This window comes from Rhizobium sp. P32RR-XVIII, assembly GCF_012641395.1.
Lineage (GTDB): Bacteria > Pseudomonadota > Alphaproteobacteria > Rhizobiales > Rhizobiaceae > Rhizobium.
Genome location: NZ_JABAIH010000003.1, coordinates 202,537 through 222,048, shown reverse-complemented (window position 1 = coordinate 222,048; position 19,512 = coordinate 202,537). Strand labels below are relative to the sequence as shown.

Genomic DNA, 19,512 nt, shown 5'->3' with positions numbered 1-19,512 from the left:
TTTCCTATTGAGCCGCGACCACCTCGATCTCGAGCAGCCAGGCGGAATCGACGAGCCCGGCGACGACGAGCGTGGAGGCCGGAAGCAGCGAGCCCAGATATTCGCTGCGGACTTCGCGATTGACTGCCAAATAGCTGCGGTCGGCGATGTAGGTGTTGATCTTGACGATGTCCGATTTGCTCATGCCCGCGGCCCGGAGCTGGGCATCGATGTTCAACCAGACCTGCCGGGCCTGCGCCGCAAAATCCTCCGGGATCGCCTGACCCGGCAGCACCGGAACCTGGCCGCTGACGAACAGCAGCCTTTCGAAATTCTCCAGCCTCACGGCCTGGGAGTAACCGCCCTGCGGCTGGGGTGCATCGAGGGCGTTGATCGCTTCCCGTTTCATGTCTTCCTCACATCCTGAACAAACCAAAACGCGTTTCTTCGACCGGCGCGTTGAGTGCCGCCGAAAGCGAGAGCCCGAGCACGTCCCGGCTCTTCAGCGGGTCGATGGTGCCATCGTCCCAAAGGCGTGCGGAGGCGTAGAGCGGATGGCTCTGGCTCTCAAAAAGATCGAGAATGGGCTTCTTGAAGGCCGCCTCATCATCGGCACTCCAAGCTGTTCCCGCGCGATTGAGCGCTTCGCTTCGAACGGTGGCAAGAACGCCCGCCGCCTGCTCGCCTCCCATGACAGAGATCCGGCTGTTCGGCCATGTCCACAGGAAGCGCGGCGAGTAGGCGCGGCCGGCCATGCCGTAGTTGCCAGCGCCGAAGGAGCCGCCGATCAGCATCGTGATCTTCGGCACCCTGGTTGTTGCCACCGCCGTGACCAGCTTGGCGCCGTGCTTGGCAATGCCTTCCGTCTCGTATTTCCGCCCGACCATGAAGCCGGTGATGTTCTGCAGGAAAACCAGCGGGATCTTCCGCTGCGAGCAGAGCTCGACGAAATGCGTGCCCTTTACCGCGGATTCGGAGAAGAGCACGCCGTTGTTGGCAATGATCCCGACCGGAATGCCGTGGATATGCGCGAAGCCGCAGACGAGGGTGGTGCCGTAGCGAGCCTTGAATTCGTCGAACCGCGAACCGTCCACAATGCGGGCGATCACCTCCCGAACCTCGTAGGGCGTGCGAAGATCGGCCGGTATGATGCCTGCGATTTCCGCAGGATCATAGAGCGGCGGCTCCGGCTCACGAAGCTCGATCGTCAGCGCCTTGGCGCGATTCAGCGAAGCCACGGCCCGGCGCGCCAGCGCCAGGGCATGGGCGTCGTCGCGCGCCAGATGATCGGCAACGCCGGAAACGCGCGTATGAACATCGCCGCCGCCGAGATCTTCCGCCGAGACGACCTCGCCGGTCGCTGCTTTGACGAGCGGCGGGCCGGCGAGAAAGATCGTTCCCTGCCCCTCGACGATGATCGCTTCATCCGACATGGCCGGAACATAGGCCCCGCCCGCCGTGCAGGAGCCCATGACCACGGCAATCTGCGGAATACCGGCCGCCGACATATTGGCCTGGTTGTAGAAGATGCGGCCGAAGTGCTCGCGGTCCGGAAAGACCTCGTCCTGGTTCGGCAGATTGGCACCGCCGGAATCGACGAGATAGAGGCAGGGCAGATTGTTCTCGGCGGCGATTTCCTGCGCTCTGAGATGCTTCTTCACCGTCATCGGATAGTAGGTGCCGCCTTTGACGGTCGCATCGTTGCAGACGATCATGCATTCGCGTCCGGCGACGCGCCCGATCCCCGTGATCAGCCCGGCACCCGGCGCCTCGTCGCCGTACATGCCGTAAGCGGCGGTCGTGCCGATTTCCAGAAATGGCGTTGCCGGATCGATCAGCCCCATCACCCGATCGCGCGGCAGCATCTTGCCGCGGCTCACATGCCTTTCCCGCGCCCCTGCCCCCCCGCCGTTTGCGGCCGTGCGCGCGGCGTCTTCAACGATCTGGCTCGCCGCCCGCATCGCAGCCTGATTGGCCCTGAAGGTTTCGGAGCTGGTCGAAATCTGGGATTTGAGTACGGTCATGCCGTCTCCGCAAAGAGTTCGCGCCCGATCAGCATGCGCCGGATTTCGGAGGTTCCCGCGCCGATCTCGTAAAGCTTGGCATCCCTCAGCAACCGCCCCGCGGCGTAGTCGTTGGTATAGCCGTTGCCGCCCAGGGCCTGGATCGCTTCGAGCGCCAGTCCCGTCGCCTTTTCGGCTGCATGGAGAATGCAACCGGCGGCATCCTTTCGGGTCGTCTCGCCGCGGTCGCAGGCAGCCGCGACCGCGTAGACATAGGCGCGTGCCGTATTCAGCGTCACATACATGTCGGCAATCTTGCCCTGCATCAGCTGGAATTCGCCTATCGCCTGTCCGAACTGCTTGCGTTCATGCAGATAGGGCAGGACGATATCCAGGCATGCCGCCATGATGCCGAGCGGTCCGGCGGAAAGCACGACACGCTCGTAGTCCAGCCCCGACATCAATACTTTCACGCCGCCGCCGACCGCACTGAGGACGTTCTCCTCGGGCACTTCACAATCCGCAAAGACCAGCTCGCAGGTGTTCGAACCGCGCATTCCGAGTTTGTCGAGTTTCTGGCCGGTCGAGAAGCCCTTGAAGGTCTTCTCGACGAGGAAGGCGGTGATACCGCGCGGCCCCCCTTGCGGATCGGTCTTCGCATAGATCACCAGAACATCGGCATCCGGGCCGTTGGTAATCCACATCTTGCTGCCGTTCAGCACATAGCGGTCGCCGAGCTTGTCAGCCCGAAGCTTCATGGAGACGACATCCGAACCGGAGCCCGGCTCCGACATGGCCAGCGCACCGACATGCTCGCCCGAAATCAGCTTCGGCAGATAGCGGGCTTTCTGCGCGTCATTGCCGTTGCGGTTGATCTGGTTGACACAGAGATTGGAATGCGCGCCGTAGCTCAATCCGACCGAGGCCGACGCCCGGCTGATCTCCTCCATGGCAACGCAATGCGCGAGATAACCGAGGCCAGCACCGCCATAGGCCTCATCGGCGGTGATGCCGAGCAGGCCCATGTCTCCCATCTCACGCCAGAGCGGCGCCGGGAAACTGTTGCTGCGATCGGTCTCGTCCGCCAGCGGCGCGATGCGCTCGCTTGCAAACCGCCTGACGCTTTCGCGCAATGCCTCGATCTCGTCGCCGAGGGCGAAATTCAAACCGCCTGAATACATCCGGCCTCTCCTCCTAGCCGCCGATCCGCTGAAACGTCAGCATCTGCTCTCGTCACGAGATCGCAGATTGATCAATGATCCGGAAAGCAGCTCCTCTTCCGCTCATCCGCCCACTTTCAGGACAATAGCACCCGATTCGCGGAATTTCCGCGCCAAAAATGGCGCTGCGGCGCATCAATCGAAAAGCAGCTTACTATGATCGCGATATTTTCGTAATGGAACAGCGCCTGTCGGACACTAAGCGGCCAGACGCCGTCTTGAGGCAACCACGAGACGGCGTTCCCACCAGATGAGCGCCAAGCTGGAGGCGACGATCAACAGCGCACCGGCAAAGACGTTCGGTGTCGGCACTTCTGCCCAGATGAGATAACCATAGAGAAAGGCCCAGACGAGGCCGCTGTATTCGATGGGCGCGAGCGTCGAGGCGGGCGCGTGGCGAAAACCCTCGTAGAGCAGATACTGGCCGGCAGCGCTGAAGCAGCCCAGCCCGATCATCAGGCACCAGTCGAAGAGATCAGGCGATTTCCAGACCCAGGGAAGCGCCGCTCCGCAAGCGACGACAAAAAGGAAACTCGTCGCCATCATCTGATTCACCGTGCTTTCCGCATGGCTCAGCCGCAGAAGGACGACGCTCCCAGCCCAACAGAAACCTGCAAACAGGACCATCCCGGCCGGGATGAGGCTTGGCGCCTCTGCCGGGTTCGCGGCAAGCACCACGCCCGCAAAGCCGCCGATGCAGGCTAGCCAGCGAACCGGGCCGACTTTCTCGTGAAGCACAAAAATCGACAAGACAACAACGATGACAGGCGCGCAGAAATACATCGTTGTGATCTCGGCAAGCCCGAGATGGCGCGCTGATGAATAGTAGGCGAGCCAGGCGACGAACATCAGCAGCGCGCGGGTCAGGAGCAGGCCCCGCTGGGCGCTTTTCAGGATCGACGGATGACGGCGCCGGCGCACGAAGATGCCCGCGAAGATGACGATGATGATGCTACGGAGGAAAAGGATCTGCGGCACCGAATAGTCCGCGACCAGCCATTTGACGATCGCATCCTGGACGGCAAAGAGCGAATAACCGATGCATGCCAGCGCTATGCCAAAAAGCGGCGACGGCGCCTCATCGGCTGATCTCAAAAACATGGGAGCCTGCGAAGGAAAATGCGTTTGAATACGCCACCCGGAGTAGCAACCAGCGCTCGCGTTGACAATGGCAACGCGACGCCAGCATGCATATTTTCTCATGGTTCTGCTGCAAACTTCTTGGTGACGGGTGACATGGCATTGATGATCGCGGCTACTTCGGAGTTTGCGACAGAATCGACCCTTGTCATCGTCGCGATTCACGAGGTCTGGATGCGCTGATCTGAGCGGTCGCGCCGCTTGACACCTTCCGGCAAAGAGAGGAAAGATCGCGCATGGGGTTGCGATCACCCCACGAGGCGACAGCCGAAGCATCGCGTCCATTCAACCGCTCACCCGGAGGACGCATGATTTCATCGCCTTTTGAAATTTCCTCCGAAAACTTGTCCCGCAAGTTAGCGCCGGCGTCCGCATCGACGCCAACCCGCACCTTGATACCAGGCTCGGAAGGCGGCCTCGAATCCTGGGCCGGGTGCGGCCATCCGGCCGGCAACGCAAAAGACCGGGACCAAGCGATGGGTCATGTCGGCAGTGAGATCCGTGCAAACTAGCCATCCCGCCACGTGTCTTTTCGCGGCGCGCGCGCTGCGCGATTTCGGCGACGGCTTCGTCGCCATCCTGTTGCCGGTCTACCTGCTGGTTCTCGGATTTTCCCCGCTGCAGGTCGGCATCATCGCGACAGCATCGCTGTTTGGCTCTGCACTCTTGACGATCGCCGTCGGCTTCCTCGGAGTCCGCTATGATCTCCGCTGGTTACTTCTGGCCGCCGCAAGCCTGATGACTGCCACGGGTGTGGCGATGTCGCTGATGGACGATTACTTGCTGTTGCTGGTGATCGCATTCGCCGGCACAATCAATCCGTCGGCCGGCAGCGTGAGTGTCTTCGTGCCACTGGAACACGCGGCACTCACCCGCGAAGTGAACGATGCGCAGCGGACGAAGATGTTTGCTCGCTACAGCCTCGTGGGGGCGCTCGCAGGTGCCGCCGGCGCGCTCGCGGCCGCCCTGCCCGATCTAACGCCATGGGGCTTGGCCAACTGACAGCAATCAAGCTGATGTTCGTGCTTTACGCGCTCCTGGGCACTGCCGGCGGCCTCCTTTATGCACGCATACCAACGCGTATCGCTAGCCACGGGCCCGCCAGAGCCGCCGCACTCGGTCCCTCGCGCGCCATTGTCTTGAAGCTTGCGGCGCTGTTCAGCCTCGACGCCTTCGCAGGGGGCTTCGTTGTCCAATCGCTCCTCGCCCTCTGGCTGTTCAAGCGTTTCGATCTGTCGCTCTCCGAAGCCGGGGTGTTCTTCTTCTGGACGGGCGTGCTGTCGGCGTTCTCCTTTCCTGTCGCCGCATGGCTGTCGCGGCGCATCGGACTGATCAACACCATGGTGTTCACCCATATTCCCTCGAGCGTTGCCCTGATGCTGGCGGCGTTCGCGCCCACCCTGCCCGTCGCACTGGGCTTGCTGCTGATCCGGGCGGCTCTCTCGCAGATGGATGTGCCGACGCGATCGTCCTACGTGATGGCCGTTGTGACGGAGGCGGAGCGGGCGGCGGCCGCGAGCTTCACATCCGTGCCGCGCAGCCTAGCCGCGGCGGCCAGCCCCGCGCTTGCGGGTGCTCTCTTTGCCGCCTCGTACCGAGCTTGGCCGCTCCTCATTTGCGCTACGCTGAAGATCGTCTATGACCTGCTATTGTTGTTGCAGTTCCGGCAGCTCAAACCACCGGAGGAAAGCTGACACGGAGCAGGCCAACATCCTCGAGCCTTTCTATGTCAGGCAGATCAGGCAGGGACACCAGTTCTCGTATCGCGGCTAGCGTTTGCAACAGAGCCTTCCTCATTCGAGCGCATGCGAGATGGCTTCCCGCCCTAGCCGACTGCATTGCGGCGGCGTCGCCTTTCTTCAGCGATCCAGATCCAGCTTCAGCTGCTCGCCGCCGCGGGTTTTTACGAGGTAAGGGTTCGGCGCTCTCATCAGCTCAATCCGCTGGAGCAACCGCCCGCGACGTTCGAGGTCGCGTTCGCGGGCCGAACGCGACGCGGCAACGAAATCCAGGGCATTCTTGATGACAAGCTCTGCGTGAGTCATGAGAACCTCCACGAAAGTCTGTTCACTATATGTTCCTATTTAAGCTGGGAGTCAATCCGGGTGATCATACGCTCCCGGCGCGGTTTGCCCGCTGACGAACTCGGGATCATCCTTAGGAATTAACCGATATTTAAGCATGTTCTTGCCTAAGCCGAAATTTCTTGCCATGCTGAGTGCTCAATTGAGGGGTTTAGAGCATGGATATTCACAGCCTGAATGCTGAACCAACGCAGTATGCGCAGCGCCTTCTCGATTGCCGGGCATCCTTCGAACCAATGTTTCTTGAGATCATCAAGGAAGCGCAGAAGAACGGCTTTGAGCCGGCTGAGGTCGCCATGGCGATCGCCGATGCTGCTGACGACATGATCTTGGCTCTCGCCTCGAAGCTGCGTACGGCGCACTAAGCCGGCCTTTTTTCGGCCGACGGACGGATGGCTCCGATGACCGCCGATTCCTCAAAGGGGTCGGCGGCCGACGCTCTCGTTTTCCGGATCAGAGAATAACGGGACAATGCTGGTGCTGGGCCTTTCCTGCCGGCCCTTTCCTTTCTATGCTCTCGGCATCTCGCACGACCGACGAAGCGCATGCTGATCCGCCAGGGGCACGAACGAAACGAACAAATCGATAGGAAGCTGGCCTCGTGGCTCGCCGCGATCGCGGGCGCGTTGAACGCAGCAGCGTTTTACGCGGTCGGCTTCTTCTCGGCGAACATGACCGGAAACGTCTCGACATTCTCCGATCATATTGCCGTTGGCGCATGGTTTTCCGGCCTGTTCTATCTTGCGATCGTCGTCACCTTCATCGTCGGCGCCACCATCTCGACCCTGCTCATCAATGCCGGCCGCAGACGCAATGTGCACGGCATCTATGCCTATAGCATCCTGACCGAAGCGATCCTGCTTGCGATCCTCGGCTGCGCCGACCTTTGGCTGCTTGGAGCCTGGCGCGCGCCGGTGCTGGTCATCGGCCTTGCCTTTCTCATGGGCCTTCAAAACGCTGTCGTCACACGCATTTCCGACGCCCGGGTGAGAACGACCCATATTTCGGGAATGGCGACCGATATCGGGATCGAGCTCGGGATAGCGTTTGATATCCTCCGCGGACGGGAGCCCTCGAGCGAGGCACGGCACAACCGCGCCAAGCTCCTTTTGCATGTCCACACTATCCTCGCCTTTCTGGTTGGCGGGATCGTGGGGGTTCTGGCCTATCGCGCCGTCGGAGGTTTCATGCTGATCGGCGCCGCCGCATTACTGCTGATGATCGCCGCGACCGGCATTTCCCGCGCAAGGAACCAGCGCGCGCAGGCTGTCTCGTAGAGGTGCTACCTCAGAGGCGCTGCAGACAAAAGGAAAAATGCGCATCCGGGTCCAGCGTCAGATATTCGAAGCGCCATCCATAATCGGCACAGAACTTGTGGACGGCTTCCACCACGCCATAGACGATCGGCTTGACGGTATTGCCGGTACAGAAGTCGTGGCCCGCAATCCTGCCGCCCCGGTTGACCTTGCTGTTTGAGAGCACCAGTTCCTGCCACGTGAGGTCGAAGGAGTGGTCCGTATCGATGTACAGCCAGTCGAAAAAGCCGTCCTCGAACGTGCGCAAGACGTCGAGCGACGTCCCCTGCCTTATCTCCACCGTTCCATCGGCTATCTCGCTGCCGAACTTCTCGCGCACGGTGGCCATGCCGGCGGAGTAGCGGTCCATGCCCCAGGGGTCGATGAGGAAAAGCTTGGCGGGGCGATTGCGCTTGAGAATTTCGTCGGTGAACTCGCCTTCGGCGACGCCGATCTCGGCCGCGATCCCGCGGTTCGGCAGACGATGCAGAAGCTCGTTGCGATCCGGCAGCAGCTTGGCGCCTTCGGTATGAACGAAATCCAGCCTTGTACGCGGTGTGCTATTCCTCAGGCGTAACCGCTCTTCGCGCGTTTTCACTCTATGCTCCATGAGAGAATGATTTCATGATCGGCACAGCACCAAGGAGTGCCGGGCCGCAGCCTATCTCTATATACAAGTCCCGCCTGACGAAACTCACGAGGCGAGGCATCCGCCGCCCTTCACAACAATCTGAAGGGCGCATCCCGGCAGGATGGTGATTGCCGGTCAGAAAAAATTGGAGAAAAATCCCGGCAACGGTCTTGCAGTTCGACGCCGATATCGTTAGAGAGCCATCCACGCTAGGTGCTGCGGCACCCGGGGGCGATTAGCTCAGTTGGTAGAGCGCCTCGTTTACACCGAGGATGTCGGGAGTTCGAGTCTCTCATCGCCCACCATCTTTCCATAAAAAATCGTTCGTTTTCGAAGCAAAATTAATTGCTTAGCAACTCTCGTCCACGTGCAATTCCCCTCACCTATCGGCCTAAACCGCCCCTTGATTTTAAAAGGGAACCCGAAACGCTCCCCTCACCCCTCCAGCAGGCAGACATTACAAGCGCCGTAGCGGCTCTATGGCGTAGACCGCACCCCTAGGGTCTCCGGGAAATTTAGCTTGAAGAAAATCTATTCATCAGAAATGTCTCCGGATAAATCTTGATCCACATTTTCCGGCAGTTGCCCCCGTGGTATCAACCCACCGGGAACTCGGGGAACGTCGCATGCCAGAGTGGAGTGTTAGACGCCGTTCGATGTCAACACGGGAACTTGTAAAAGTAGCCATGGGGCTCTATCCCGAACTAAGCAGGCAGCGTGACAGCTTTGATGTTTTCTTCCGGATAGCAAGTGCAGCCATCCACGCCGATGAGTTGCCTAACAAGGACTTGGATACGGCTATCTATTTGGGAGAGAGACTGCTTGGCTTGTTGACGAAAATCCAGGCCCACGATGCCCTTGACGCTGAACTTCCGCTCGACTGACATTAAGCGACTAGCAGATAGGCCGGTGTATTTAAGCGATTAAAGACCAAGTGTGATTGCGGAGAGGTGTCGATGCGAGGGCAGTGGCAAGGCAATTATAGCGGGTATTCTTCTGGACAAGTTACGCTTCAGATTGACGAGTACGAAACGCACTTCGCCGGCAGAGCGTGCGTATTCGAGGCCGGTAACGACTACGGAATTTACGTTTGCGGGTTCCAGACTCAGGACAAAAAGGATCATCAACAGCTTAAAGTGCCGGTCACAATTCAGCGATATCTTGATGCCACCGACATACCCAGATCGGAGTTATCCTCCTCTTTCCCCGGTATTGATTTTCCTACACACGCTTTGATCGACCTGAAAATGTTGAGCAAAGGGCTGCGCGTTACCGCCACAACGATGATGGACACCAAAACGCTTGGAACAATTACTTCTCTGCTGACCCGTGGATCTGCGGAAAAGAAGAGCAAGCTGGTCGTAGACAAGAAGGTCAGGAGCTGGGAAAGGTTCAAACAAATGGTGGGATCGATGGAGCCTGACCGCTTCATCTTTCGAGGTCAGCCTGTTGTTAACCGACTTAGAACCTCATTTCATCGGACCAATCGAAGCGACTTGCATAAGTTTCAAGCGGACGACATCCCTCAGTTGCATGCAATGGTGACCTCAAAAACAAACCATTACTTCGATCTTCGTGACAACGTACAGAATGCGGCTTTCTGGAATTTGCTCCAACATCATGGCTATCCCACGCCCTTGCTAGATTGGACGCATTCACCCTATGTCGCCGCATACTTTGCTTTCAGAGAAAAGCCCCAAGGCGCAATTGAGGCAAACCGTAAGATCAGGATATTTATGTTCGATCGGGCTGCTTGGCTTAGCGATTTTCGTCAGATTTACAGCGTTGTAAACGTCAGGCCGCACTTCTCTCTTCTCAATCCCATCGCACTTGAAAATCCGCGGGCATTGCCGCAACAAGCAATTTGCTCGATCACAACCGTCGATGATGTCGAAGATTACTTGACCCAATGTGGCAAGGCAGCGAACAAGACATACCTCAGCGTTTTCGAACTACCCTTTACTGAGCGTGGCCCAGTTTTAACGGAACTTCGCTTGATGGGAGTGGCCGCCGGCTCTCTTTTTCCAGGAATTGACGGAGCATGCGAAGAGATGAAACTGAAAAATTTTCGGTATTAGCGCTGCGATGGTGCCCCATGCGGGAGTAAGGCAATCCGTCAGAATCAACAGCTTGCCAATTTTTTGAGACAAAAAGACGGTTTGCGAAATCATCTTGCTTTTCGCCGGTAGTGTCTCACGTGATCTCGTAGATCGCCGCTTCTTCGCACCTGCCGGGCACACCAAAGAAAACCCCGCAGAGCGACCGCGGGGTTTTTTCTCGATCGTCTGCTTAATGTTACTGGCAGTTGCCACCGGCATCCTTGGCTGTACCAGCTACGGGCTTACCCGCCTTGTTGGCTGCGGTCTTGCCCTGAACGCAGTCCGAGGACTCTCTGATATCACTCCCGGCGGCATCACTCCCGCCATTGAAGTTACCGCTCGTGTTCTGATTTTGCGCGCCGCCAGAACCGCCGGTGGCGCCGGAACCGCTCGTGCTGCCGGAACCGCCGGTCCCACCCGATCCGCCGCTGGCCTGAGCCATCGCCGACGTAGCAAGACCGATCGAAAGTGCGGAGACCGTGATGAGTTTCAAAAGCATTGGATTCTCCCATTCTTGCTTTTGCTTCTGAGGGGCCGAACCCCAGCATGAAAAATTAGTTCCACCTTAAATTCTCACTCGATCTCATAAATCGCCGCCTCGTCCTGCTCCTCTCGAAGCCCCTTATAAGAGGCGTGCCGCAGCTTCCCGTCATGCGTCCAGGCGCGGTATTCGATCTCGGCAATGAGTATCGGCTTCACATAGACCGCATCGCGCTCTTCCTGCCGGTATCGGCGGCTGACCATCCGCTTACGAGGCAGGTCTATCCTGATAGAACGGATAGTCGATGTAGCCCTCGGGCCCCTGAGTATAGAAGGTTTCGGTGTCCCACTCATTGAGTGGCCATCCGTTACGAAGCCGCTCAACCAGGTCAGGATTGGCCAGAAATGGCTTGCCCACCGCGATCAGGTCTGCCTCATCATTGTCGATCGCGGCTTGCCCGTTCGTTTCGAGGTAGCCGCCGGAAAGAATCAGCGGTCGCTGAGAGACTTTCCGAAAATCTCGAAGGTAATTGCTGGGAATCGAAACATCGTCGGCCCACCGCGTTTGATCGCTAACGTGTACGTAGGCGATGTTGCGCTTTGCGAGTTCACCCGCCAGCCGTAGATAGGTCTCGGCCTCGTCTTCAAACGCAGGCATTTCATTGAATCGGCCAAAGGGGGACAGGCGGATGCCGGTGCGCTCGCGGCCAATCGCGTCGATTACGGCATCTACTGTTTCGAGTGTAAAGCGGATCCGATTGTCGATCGAACCGCCGTAACGATCGTTGCGCGTGTTTAGCGCCCCATTCATAAACTGGTCGTGGAGATAGCCATTAGCGGCATGAATCTCGACGCCGTCAAAGCCGCCCTCGAGGGCATTACGGGCAGCCTGCGCGAACTCGCCAACGATAATCGGCACCTCGTCCGTCAGCAGAGCCCGGGGCTTACTTTGGAGAAGAAAAGCTGGCTTGCCGTCCGCGTCGAAGGCCATGGAGATGGCTTTCGTCGCCCCTACGTCTCTGGAGCTAACAGTGGCTTGGCGATGTGGCTGATGCGAGACATGACTCGCTCGGCCGCCATGCCGGAGCTGACCAAAAATCACCCCGCCATGATCATGAACCTCACCGGTAACATGGCGCCAGGCCTCGATTTGGGTCCGGGTATATAGGCCAGGTTCGAACGCCCAGGTCCGGGCCCATTCGCTTATGGCGATACTGCCGGTCACGATGAATGCGGCGCCGGCACGCTGCGCAAAATAGCGCGCTGTGTCGGCCTGGGGAACCCAGTCGCCGTTACGCGCACGCGAGCGCTCCATCGGCGCCATGACGATGCGGTTTTTCAGGCGGATCGGCCCGAGGTCGAACGGATCGAAAATTGAAGGCATTGTGAATCTCCATCGGTCTGGATTTGCGATTTGATATCCAGCTGGAGATAATCTAAGTTTCTTCCCTGGATTAGAGGGCCTCAACCCTACTTACTGTTGCGTCGAAGGCTACAAACTCAATGAAATCTCGCTTTGACGGTATCGTGGAGTTCGTCGCGGTTACGCGACTAGGCAGTTTCACGGCTGCTGCTGCGGAGCTCGGCATGACCAAGTCCGCGGCCGGGCGAGCAGTGTCGCGTCTTGAGGATCGGCTAGGGTCAAAATTGCTCTATCGGACAACGCGCCATCTGACCTTGACGCCAGCGGGAGAAGCTTGGCTCGAGCATTGCGTGGCTGCGCTTGCCGAACTCGAACGCGGCGAAAACGCGCTCATGCTCGCGCGCGACGCGCCCTGTGGTGAGGTGCGGATTGATCTGCCGACGGCGTTCGGACGACTCCTCGTCATGCCGCTGCTGCTCGAATTGGCTGAACGCTATCCGGCGCTGTTTCTCAACGTGACCTTCACGGATCGATACGTCGATCTGATTCGCGAAAACATCGACCTTGTGGTGCGGATCGGCAAACTTGAAGACACAACGAACCTGGTCGCGCGTCAGGTCGGCATCCAACAGATGGTAATCATCGGATCGCCTGGCTATCTTGCGATCCGCGGTGTCCCCTACTCTCTGGCCGATCTCGCCGGGCATGATTGCATCGCCGGGGAACGCCAGGAACAGCGCGCTGTCTGGTTGCTCAAGCAGCCGGACGGCTCCGTCGCGCGTCACCCTATCCCGGTCAAACATGATATCCGCGATTTCGAGATGATACATGCAGCGGCAAGGGCAGGACGCGGCCTTGTCCAACTCCCCTATTGGATGGTCCAGGACGACATTCGCGATGGAAAGCTGAAGACGGTCCTCGATGGAATGTCCGGCGGGGAAATGCCGATAAACGTCGTTTGGCCGCGAACCAGAACATTGCCCGCAAAGATTCGTGTCGTTGTAGACAACCTTGTTCAAAGCCTTCCGCGCGTCGCACAATGAGGTTTCTCGCCGCGTGCGAAGTGCTCGCGAGTGACGGCGCACCCATGAGTACGTGTGACACTATGCCGGTATGAGTACGCGGAAGCTCTTGGGAACGCGGCACCAATAAGAGAACCATCGTCTATTCGACATCAGCAAGCTCATTGCGGAACTTTGATCGGCGAAAGCTTGCGCGATATTGGCTGGGTGTCACCCCAAGACGCCGGTGGAACACGACACGCATTCGGTCTGCGGATCCGAATCCGCACTGAAAGGCCACTGCCTTGAGCGCATGATCACTTCCTTCAAGCAGCATGCGAGCGGCGTCGATTCGCGCGCGCATGACAAACTCGTGCGGGGTTATCCCAGTTTCTTGTACGAAGTGGCGAGCGAGGTTGCGAGCGCTCATGCCAACTTCGAGCGCAAGTGACTCAAGCGAGTGAGGGCCTCCGATGTTGGCCATCACGTAATCTTGGATACGCGCAATCGGCGAGTTTGGATCTGAGGGGGCGGTGAGATAGGGGCTGAATTGCGATTGGCCTCCCTGACGTTGCGCCACCACCAAGAGCCTTTTTGCCACTGCTACCGCTACGCCCGCCCCATGCCGTTCACTGACGAGCGCCAATGCGAGGTCGATCCCTGCTGTTACACCAGCCGACGTGACAAGCCGGCCATCGCGGACGTAAATAAGATCGGGTTCAACAAGGGCGGTTGGGAACTGTGCCGCCAGCGTCTGGGCCACAAGCCAGTGGGTGGTGACCCTGCGCCCCTCAAGCAGACCCGCGTGGCCAAGCGCGAATGCCCCGGTGCAAATTGAACCGTAGATTTTCGCCCGCGCTGGTGCATCGCGCAGCCAATTTAAGAACTGCGGATCAGGGGCGGCATACGGCAGCTGGGGACCGCCGGCCACCAGCAACACATCTATTCCGCTGAGCGTATCTTCGAATGTGACGTCAGCAGTTATCTGCATGCCGTTTGACGCACGTAGTGGCGCACCTTGGGGCCCGACCAGTACCGTCTTGTATCTGTCTCCGACAGGAATAAATAAATTCGCTTCCGTGAAGACATCGATTGGGCCTGCAACGTCTAGCGCCTGGACATTGTCATGTATCACAATTGCGACTGTCTGGATTGGCATCATCGCTCCCAACCGATGGCAGCAAGCTTCACATTCATCTCCAACAGCATTGTTGAGGAGGACCTCCGCCGTTGATCAAGCAGTGTACCTCGCAATCGCGAATCCCTAGTGTGGATTGATGAACGACATTTGCGAAAGAGATCTGCCCAAGAGAATGCCTTGCCGCGGCGGATGGTCTCTCAACCGCTCACATAGCTGAGAAACCGGGACTATGCGCCGTGGTTGTGACACCCGCAGACCCAATGGGAGCGCAACATGATGCTGCAGATGTTCAACCGCCGAAAATTGGGATCTTTTTGCTCCAGGAAACCTTCGTTCATGGTGCCGAATGTGCTCGCGGGCCGATGTTTCATCCCGTGATAAAATGCGTCGATCATCTCGTGCTCGAAGTTGTTGCCGCGTGGATAGGCAGCAGTCACCGCCGTGCGTTCTTTGTCCGTAAAATCTTCGTAGCCGCGACCCGCCACGTCCATTCCCGCCCCTGCCTGGACCAAGGCAATCTCCGGATCCATGAATTCGGGAATTCCAGGCGTTGTGTGGAGCGCGATCGCATCCCAGACCGTCTTGATATCGTCTTCGGGTACACCGCGGCTTCGTAGGAAGTCACGTGCGGCGTTGGCGCCATCTACCTCGAACCGAAGCTGGCTCTCCTGGTAGCCCTCTGTCAGCCCGATATCGTGGAACATAGCACCTGCATACAGAAGCTCCGGATCGAATTTCAGCCCTTTTCGCTCGCCGGTTAGTGCTGCCCAAAGATAGACCCGAGCGGAGTGATTGAAGAGCAGTTCGGACGCCGTGTCGCGTACGAATTCCGTCACCTCGTTCGCGAGCTTGCTGTCTGGGATCCTGATACCGCTCGTGATTGTCATTTTGTACCTCCATTGGATCGTTGAAGGTTAGAGAGCATCTGCGATGAACTCTATCTTGATGCTACGACAAAAATGGACATCGAACCTGCGAAATAAGACACGTACGCCGAGCAACGATGGTTCGGATTGTTGACCTTAGCCCAAGCTCATACGTCGTTCAGCGGGAGGCAGGTCTGTGGGGTCGAGGCGTTCGACCTTGAAGCTGATCAACTCAAACGACGGATTATTTCGAAAAGCCGATCACAGGTACGAGCAAGGTTCTTTGTCGGCGTGGTCGCGACACCAAGCAGAAGTCCGGATTCGGCGCTCTCAGGCGATGTATACCAAGGTGAGAGCGGCGCCGGAAACATACCGAACGCCAGGGCGTCACGTACAACGGCGACGTCAGATGTTGTTCTCGGCAACCTCAGCAAAACGGCCAAGCCCGGTGTAGAAAGCTGATCGGCGTCGACGGATGCCTGAAGACAGTCCAGCAGCGCCTGCCGCTTAGCGGCATAGGCGCGCTTGGTGCGCCGGAGATGGCGCATATAGCAGCCCTCGTGCATGAATTCGGCGATCGCGCGCTGCACCGCAGGGCCAGGCGCCGGGGCGAGGCATGCCGCCATTTCCGCGAACCGGGAGGCAAGTTCGACAGGCGCAACCACAAAGCCGAGCCGGACGGTTGGACTGATCGTCTTGCTGAACGATCCGATATGAATGACGCGTCCCTCCCGGTCGAGCGACGCGAGCGCCGGCGCAGCCCTGCCTGCCAGTTGTAGCTCGCTCAGATAGTCGTCTTCAATCACCCAAACTTGGTTCGCGGCCGCCCATTCGAGCAGGCCAAGGCGCCTCTCGAGCGATAAGGTAGGCCCAAGCGGCGCCTGCTGACCAGGGGTCACGACAACAAGCCTCGCGTCCGGATGGTGGAGCAGGCCATAATCGAGATCGATGCCATCGGCATCGACCGGGATCGGCGCGAGGAGCAGGCGTGCTAGCTCCAGACCCTTCCTCGTCCAGGTAAAGCCCGGATTTTCGACCCAGGCCGTCTGTCTGTCCAACCCAAGACCCCCCAGCGCCAGGCCGAGTCCCGCGCCGAAGCCCCCGGTAACGATGATTTGCGACGGCGAGCAATGGATGCCGCGAGCGACGGCGAGATAGCCCGCGATTTCATGTCTCAATTCCACTTCGCCGCGGGGATCGGGATAAAGCGGAGGCGCACTTGCCTCGGCACGGACCGCGTTCGCGCGAATGCGGGCGAACAAGGTCGCCGGAAAGGTTTCGGCTGCGGGCACACCCATCTGAAAGAACGCAGGTCCCTGCGTCATCTCCAGATACGTCTCGATGAACGAGCCCATGCCCGTCGGCTGCTCGCCCCTTGCGACGGCACGGGGACGCTGGGCGACGCGCGTTCCCGTCGCCCGCGCGGCCTCGATTAATTGGGCGGCGGCCAGCTTCCCATACGCGGTCCGCACAGTACCGCGCGCGACGCCGAGTTGTGCAGCGAGATCCTGCCACGAAGGCAAGCGCGCACCGGGCTCCAACACGCCGCTCTCGATGGCCGCGGCCACCCCTTTTCGGATCTGTTCTGCCAAGGGCACCGCTGCAGTGCGGTCAAGAGTCAGTTTCAGCGATTCGCTCATGCTGTCATAGTACATCATTTTATCAACTTCTTGGTACTTTTCGTGACCCAGAACGGCATGTATCTGGATAGGCAGAAGGAGAAAGCCCATGAAGGTCCGCAACATCCTCGCTGCCGCCAGCGCTATTCTGGTGTCCACGATCGCCGTCCCCGCCTCCGCGCATGATGGTCAGACAGAAACGGTGACGCCCAAATTCGCAGAGGCGATTCCGAACATCCCCGGCAAATCGCTTGTCGTTGTTGAAGTCGACTATGCGCCGGGCGCGGCTTCCCCGCCCCACCGGCATGCCAATTCGGCTTTCATCTACGCCTATGTGATCTCGGGCGAGATCGAGTCGAAGGTGAATGACGGCGTGACCCGCGTTTTCAAGGCCGGCGAGAGCTGGTCGGAACCTCCGAACGCGAGCCACTCGATCAGCCGAAACGCAAGCAAAACCAAACCGGCAAAGCTGCTGGCCGTCTTCGTCGTCGACGCCGACGACAAGGCACTCACGACCCCCATCAAGTAAGACTGAAGGAACCAGAACAATGACCAAGAGGCTCGATTACAACCAGATCGCTCCCAACGGGGCCAAGGCGCTCGGCGGCGTCTATGGCTATGTCATGCAGAGCGGTCTGCCTGGCGAACTGGTAGATCTCGTCTATCTGCGGGTCTCGCAGATCAACAACTGCGCCTACTGTCTCGACATGCACACCCGCGACCTGATCAAGAAGGGCGTGAAGGTCGAGAAGCTCGCCCTGTTGCAGGCGTGGGAAGAAGGCGGCAGCCTTTTCAGCGAGACCGAGCGTGCCGCGCTGGCATGGGCCGAGAGCGTGACGCGCGTCGCCGAAACCGGCGTGCCGGATAGCGCCTACGAGGCCGCGCGAAGCGTTTTCGATGAGAAGCAACTCGTCGACCTTACGATCGCGATCAGCCTGATGAACAGCTACAATCGTATGGCTATCAGCTTCCGGAACACGCCGCAGGGTGTCCTCGGAAATTAAGCTGGCGCTACGTCAGTATCGCGAAACTTGATGGAGTAACGACCATGATCGCCAATGAGATTTCCGGTGTTAGAATTCCTGACAGCAAACTGGCGCGCGAAGTCGCAGATTTCGTTCGGGATACCGAGAATGATCTGCTGTTTCACCACTCCACGCGGGTCTATTTTTGGGGCGCCATCGCTGGCGCTCGCAAGGGGCTGACGTTCGATCCAGAGCTTTTCTATACGGCGGCGATGTTCCACGATATCGGCCTGACGGCGGGTTTTCGGCACAGCCACCTGCGCTTTGAGGTCGATGGCGCAAACGCTGCACGTGATTTCCTACGGAGCCACGGCATTTCGGAAGTCGATATCGAGCGAGTCTGGCTTGCCATCGCACTGCACACCACGCCGGGAATTTCCGCACATATGCATCCAATCGCCGCGCTTACGGCAGAAGGGGTAATGATGGACCTGGTGGGCTTCGGTTATGGCGACTTCACTGACGCCCAGAGGGCTGCTGTCGAGGCAGCCTATCCGCATCCGCCAGCGTTTGCCGAAGATGTTCTCCAAGCCCTATACGATGGGCTCGAGCATCGCCCCCAATCCACACAGGGTACCGGCCTGGCCGATGTGATGGCCGACAAGGACCCGCATTTCCACCGCCGCAACTTTTGCACCCTGATGCGGAACTCGCCATGGGCTGGCGAAAAATGACCGAGCATAACGGCATGAGTTATTCGCGCCATATTCGGATAAAAAAGGAGAAAGCCCATGAGGTTCCGTACCGCCTTCACTGCTACTTGTGCCGCATTCGTAGTCTTCGGGATCGCCTGGGCACCAGACGGCCAAGCGGAAACGGTCAGGTCTAATGTCGATAAAGGGATCCCGAACACCGTTGATGACGTGTCGGGCATAAAAGTTCCCGACAGCAAATTGGCGCGCGACGCAGCTAAGTTCGTTCGTGATGCCGAGGGCGAGTTGCTGTTTCAACACTCTATGCGCGTGTATTATTGGGCTGCCTTAGCAGGAAAGCGCAAGGGTCTGGCTTTTGACCCAGACCTTCTTTTTACGGCGGCGATGTTTCATGATTTCGGCCTGACGGCAGGTTATGAAGAGAGTCATTTGCGCTATGAAGTGGATGGCGCAAACGCGGCGCGCGATTTCTTGCAGAGCCACGGCATTTCGGAAGCTGACAGCCGCAGAGTCTGGCTCGCGATCGCGCTGCACACGACAAATGGAATTTCCCCGCATCTGTACCCCATCGCTGCACTTCTCGCCGAAGGTGCCAACATGGACCTTGTGGGCGCCGCCTATAACGACTTTACCGCCGCACAGCGGGACGCTGTCGAGACGGCTTATCCACATCCACCACAATTCGCGGATGCTTTTCTGCAAGCCCTCTACGACAGCCTCAAGCATCGTCCCGAGACCACCCAGGGCACTGGTCTAGCCGATGTATTGGCCTACAAGGATCCGAACTTTCGCCGAAGGGACTTCAGCAGTCTAATGCTCAACTCGCAACGGACTAAGGGAAAATGACAGGAGTGCCCCATTCGGGGGCGCCTCCGGCTTTCGCTCTGCTTACAACACCGTCCGAGGTGGACGG

At 58.9% G+C, this 19,512-nt stretch carries 20 protein-coding genes, 1 tRNA gene and 2 pseudogenes; 11 read left to right on the top strand and 12 right to left on the bottom strand.

Annotated features, from left to right (window positions below; translation table 11 throughout):
• Positions 1-4: 4 nt before the first annotated feature.
• The 4 genes from HGP14_RS10725 to HGP14_RS10710 form a co-directional block, all read right to left on the bottom strand.
• Complete coding sequence (locus tag HGP14_RS10725; protein WP_168829819.1) at positions 5-388, bottom strand: RidA family protein; 384 nt, start codon at positions 386-388, stop codon at positions 5-7.
• A 7-nt stretch (positions 389-395) separates the two neighbouring features.
• Positions 396-2,003: a carboxyl transferase domain-containing protein gene (locus HGP14_RS10720; protein ID WP_168829818.1), complete on the bottom strand. Its 1,608-nt coding sequence runs from the start codon at positions 2,001-2,003 to the stop codon at positions 396-398.
• A complete protein-coding gene (locus HGP14_RS10715; protein WP_168829817.1) occupies positions 2,000-3,163 on the bottom strand; it encodes an isovaleryl-CoA dehydrogenase in 1,164 nt (387 codons plus the stop codon). The genes HGP14_RS10720 and HGP14_RS10715 overlap by 4 nt, the downstream gene beginning before the upstream one ends.
• Before the next feature lie 237 nt (positions 3,164-3,400).
• Positions 3,401-4,303, bottom strand: coding sequence for a DMT family transporter (locus HGP14_RS10710; protein ID WP_168829816.1), 903 nt, complete (start codon positions 4,301-4,303; stop codon positions 3,401-3,403).
• 522 nt (positions 4,304-4,825) lie between these two features.
• Between HGP14_RS10710 and HGP14_RS10705 the strand changes: the two are divergent.
• Positions 4,826-6,036, top strand: a pseudogene (locus tag HGP14_RS10705) (MFS transporter).
• Positions 6,037-6,201: 165 nt separating this feature from the next.
• On the opposite strand, the gene HGP14_RS10700 reads toward HGP14_RS10705, so the two are convergent.
• Positions 6,202-6,387, bottom strand: a complete 186-nt coding sequence (locus HGP14_RS10700) for a hypothetical protein (protein ID WP_168829815.1) — start codon at positions 6,385-6,387, stop codon at positions 6,202-6,204.
• A gap of 197 nt (positions 6,388-6,584) precedes the next feature.
• Between HGP14_RS10700 and HGP14_RS10695 the strand changes: the two genes are divergently transcribed.
• Complete coding sequence (locus tag HGP14_RS10695; RefSeq protein ID WP_168829814.1) at positions 6,585-6,791, top strand: hypothetical protein; 207 nt, start codon at positions 6,585-6,587, stop codon at positions 6,789-6,791.
• 180 nt (positions 6,792-6,971) lie between these two features.
• Positions 6,972-7,703 (top strand): YoaK family protein, encoded by a 732-nt coding sequence (locus HGP14_RS10690; protein ID WP_168829813.1) that lies wholly within the window; start codon positions 6,972-6,974, stop codon positions 7,701-7,703.
• A 10-nt stretch (positions 7,704-7,713) separates the two neighbouring features.
• Here HGP14_RS10690 and HGP14_RS10685 read toward each other — a convergent pair whose 3' ends face one another.
• Positions 7,714-8,319, bottom strand: coding sequence for a class I SAM-dependent methyltransferase (locus tag HGP14_RS10685; protein ID WP_168829812.1), 606 nt, complete (start codon positions 8,317-8,319; stop codon positions 7,714-7,716).
• A gap of 262 nt (positions 8,320-8,581) precedes the next feature.
• Between HGP14_RS10685 and HGP14_RS10680 the strand changes: the two genes are divergently transcribed.
• From HGP14_RS10680 to HGP14_RS10670, 3 genes are all read left to right on the top strand, one after another.
• A tRNA-Val gene (locus HGP14_RS10680) sits at positions 8,582-8,657 on the top strand.
• Between the two features lie 321 nt (positions 8,658-8,978).
• Positions 8,979-9,236, top strand: a complete 258-nt coding sequence (locus HGP14_RS10675) for a hypothetical protein (RefSeq protein WP_168829811.1) — start codon at positions 8,979-8,981, stop codon at positions 9,234-9,236.
• Between the two features lie 72 nt (positions 9,237-9,308).
• Positions 9,309-10,430 carry an FRG domain-containing protein gene (locus HGP14_RS10670; protein WP_168829810.1) on the top strand — a complete coding sequence of 374 codons (1,122 nt, stop codon included), beginning with the start codon at positions 9,309-9,311 and terminating at the stop codon, positions 10,428-10,430.
• Between the two features lie 217 nt (positions 10,431-10,647).
• Here the strand turns inward: HGP14_RS10670 and HGP14_RS10665 are convergent, their stop codons facing one another.
• From HGP14_RS10665 to HGP14_RS10655, 3 genes and pseudogenes are all read right to left on the bottom strand, one after another.
• On the bottom strand, positions 10,648-10,950 hold the full coding sequence (locus HGP14_RS10665; RefSeq protein ID WP_168829809.1) for an oxidoreductase: 303 nt from the start codon (positions 10,948-10,950) through the stop codon (positions 10,648-10,650).
• Between the two features lie 74 nt (positions 10,951-11,024).
• Positions 11,025-11,156: pseudogene (locus HGP14_RS35495) on the bottom strand (ATP-dependent DNA ligase); the annotation flags it as partial.
• A 43-nt stretch (positions 11,157-11,199) separates the two neighbouring features.
• Complete coding sequence (locus HGP14_RS10655; protein WP_168829807.1) at positions 11,200-12,315, bottom strand: alkene reductase; 1,116 nt, start codon at positions 12,313-12,315, stop codon at positions 11,200-11,202.
• Between the two features lie 119 nt (positions 12,316-12,434).
• On the opposite strand from HGP14_RS10655, the gene HGP14_RS36650 reads away from it, so the two are divergent.
• Positions 12,435-13,337 (top strand): LysR family transcriptional regulator, encoded by a 903-nt coding sequence (locus HGP14_RS36650; RefSeq protein WP_168829806.1) that lies wholly within the window; start codon positions 12,435-12,437, stop codon positions 13,335-13,337.
• Positions 13,338-13,458: 121 nt separating this feature from the next.
• Here HGP14_RS36650 and HGP14_RS10645 read toward each other — a convergent pair whose 3' ends face one another.
• The 3 genes from HGP14_RS10645 to HGP14_RS10635 all read right to left on the bottom strand — a co-directional run bounded on the left by HGP14_RS10645 (position 13,459) and on the right by HGP14_RS10635 (position 16,942).
• The gene (locus HGP14_RS10645; RefSeq protein WP_168829805.1) at positions 13,459-14,454 is read right to left on the bottom strand and encodes a GlxA family transcriptional regulator; all 996 of its coding nucleotides are present in this window, start codon (positions 14,452-14,454) and stop codon (positions 13,459-13,461) included.
• Between the two features lie 209 nt (positions 14,455-14,663).
• A complete protein-coding gene (locus HGP14_RS10640) occupies positions 14,664-15,323 on the bottom strand; it encodes an HD domain-containing protein (RefSeq protein WP_168829804.1) in 660 nt (219 codons plus the stop codon).
• 206 nt (positions 15,324-15,529) lie between these two features.
• A complete protein-coding gene (locus tag HGP14_RS10635) occupies positions 15,530-16,942 on the bottom strand; it encodes a PLP-dependent aminotransferase family protein (protein ID WP_168830289.1) in 1,413 nt (470 codons plus the stop codon).
• An 88-nt stretch (positions 16,943-17,030) separates the two neighbouring features.
• Here HGP14_RS10635 and HGP14_RS10630 point away from each other — a divergent pair, with 88 nt between their 5' ends.
• The 4 genes from HGP14_RS10630 to HGP14_RS10615 are packed head-to-tail and all read left to right on the top strand — an operon-like array spanning position 17,031 to position 19,445.
• Positions 17,031-17,450, top strand: coding sequence for a cupin domain-containing protein (locus HGP14_RS10630; RefSeq protein WP_168829803.1), 420 nt, complete (start codon positions 17,031-17,033; stop codon positions 17,448-17,450).
• Positions 17,451-17,469: 19 nt separating this feature from the next.
• Positions 17,470-17,925, top strand: a complete 456-nt coding sequence (locus tag HGP14_RS10625; RefSeq protein ID WP_168829802.1) for a carboxymuconolactone decarboxylase family protein — start codon at positions 17,470-17,472, stop codon at positions 17,923-17,925.
• A 44-nt stretch (positions 17,926-17,969) separates the two neighbouring features.
• The gene (locus tag HGP14_RS10620) at positions 17,970-18,620 is read left to right on the top strand and encodes an HD domain-containing protein (protein ID WP_168829801.1); all 651 of its coding nucleotides are present in this window, start codon (positions 17,970-17,972) and stop codon (positions 18,618-18,620) included.
• A 57-nt stretch (positions 18,621-18,677) separates the two neighbouring features.
• On the top strand, positions 18,678-19,445 hold the full coding sequence (locus HGP14_RS10615; RefSeq protein ID WP_168829800.1) for an HD domain-containing protein: 768 nt from the start codon (positions 18,678-18,680) through the stop codon (positions 19,443-19,445).
• Positions 19,446-19,512 lie beyond the last annotated feature (67 nt).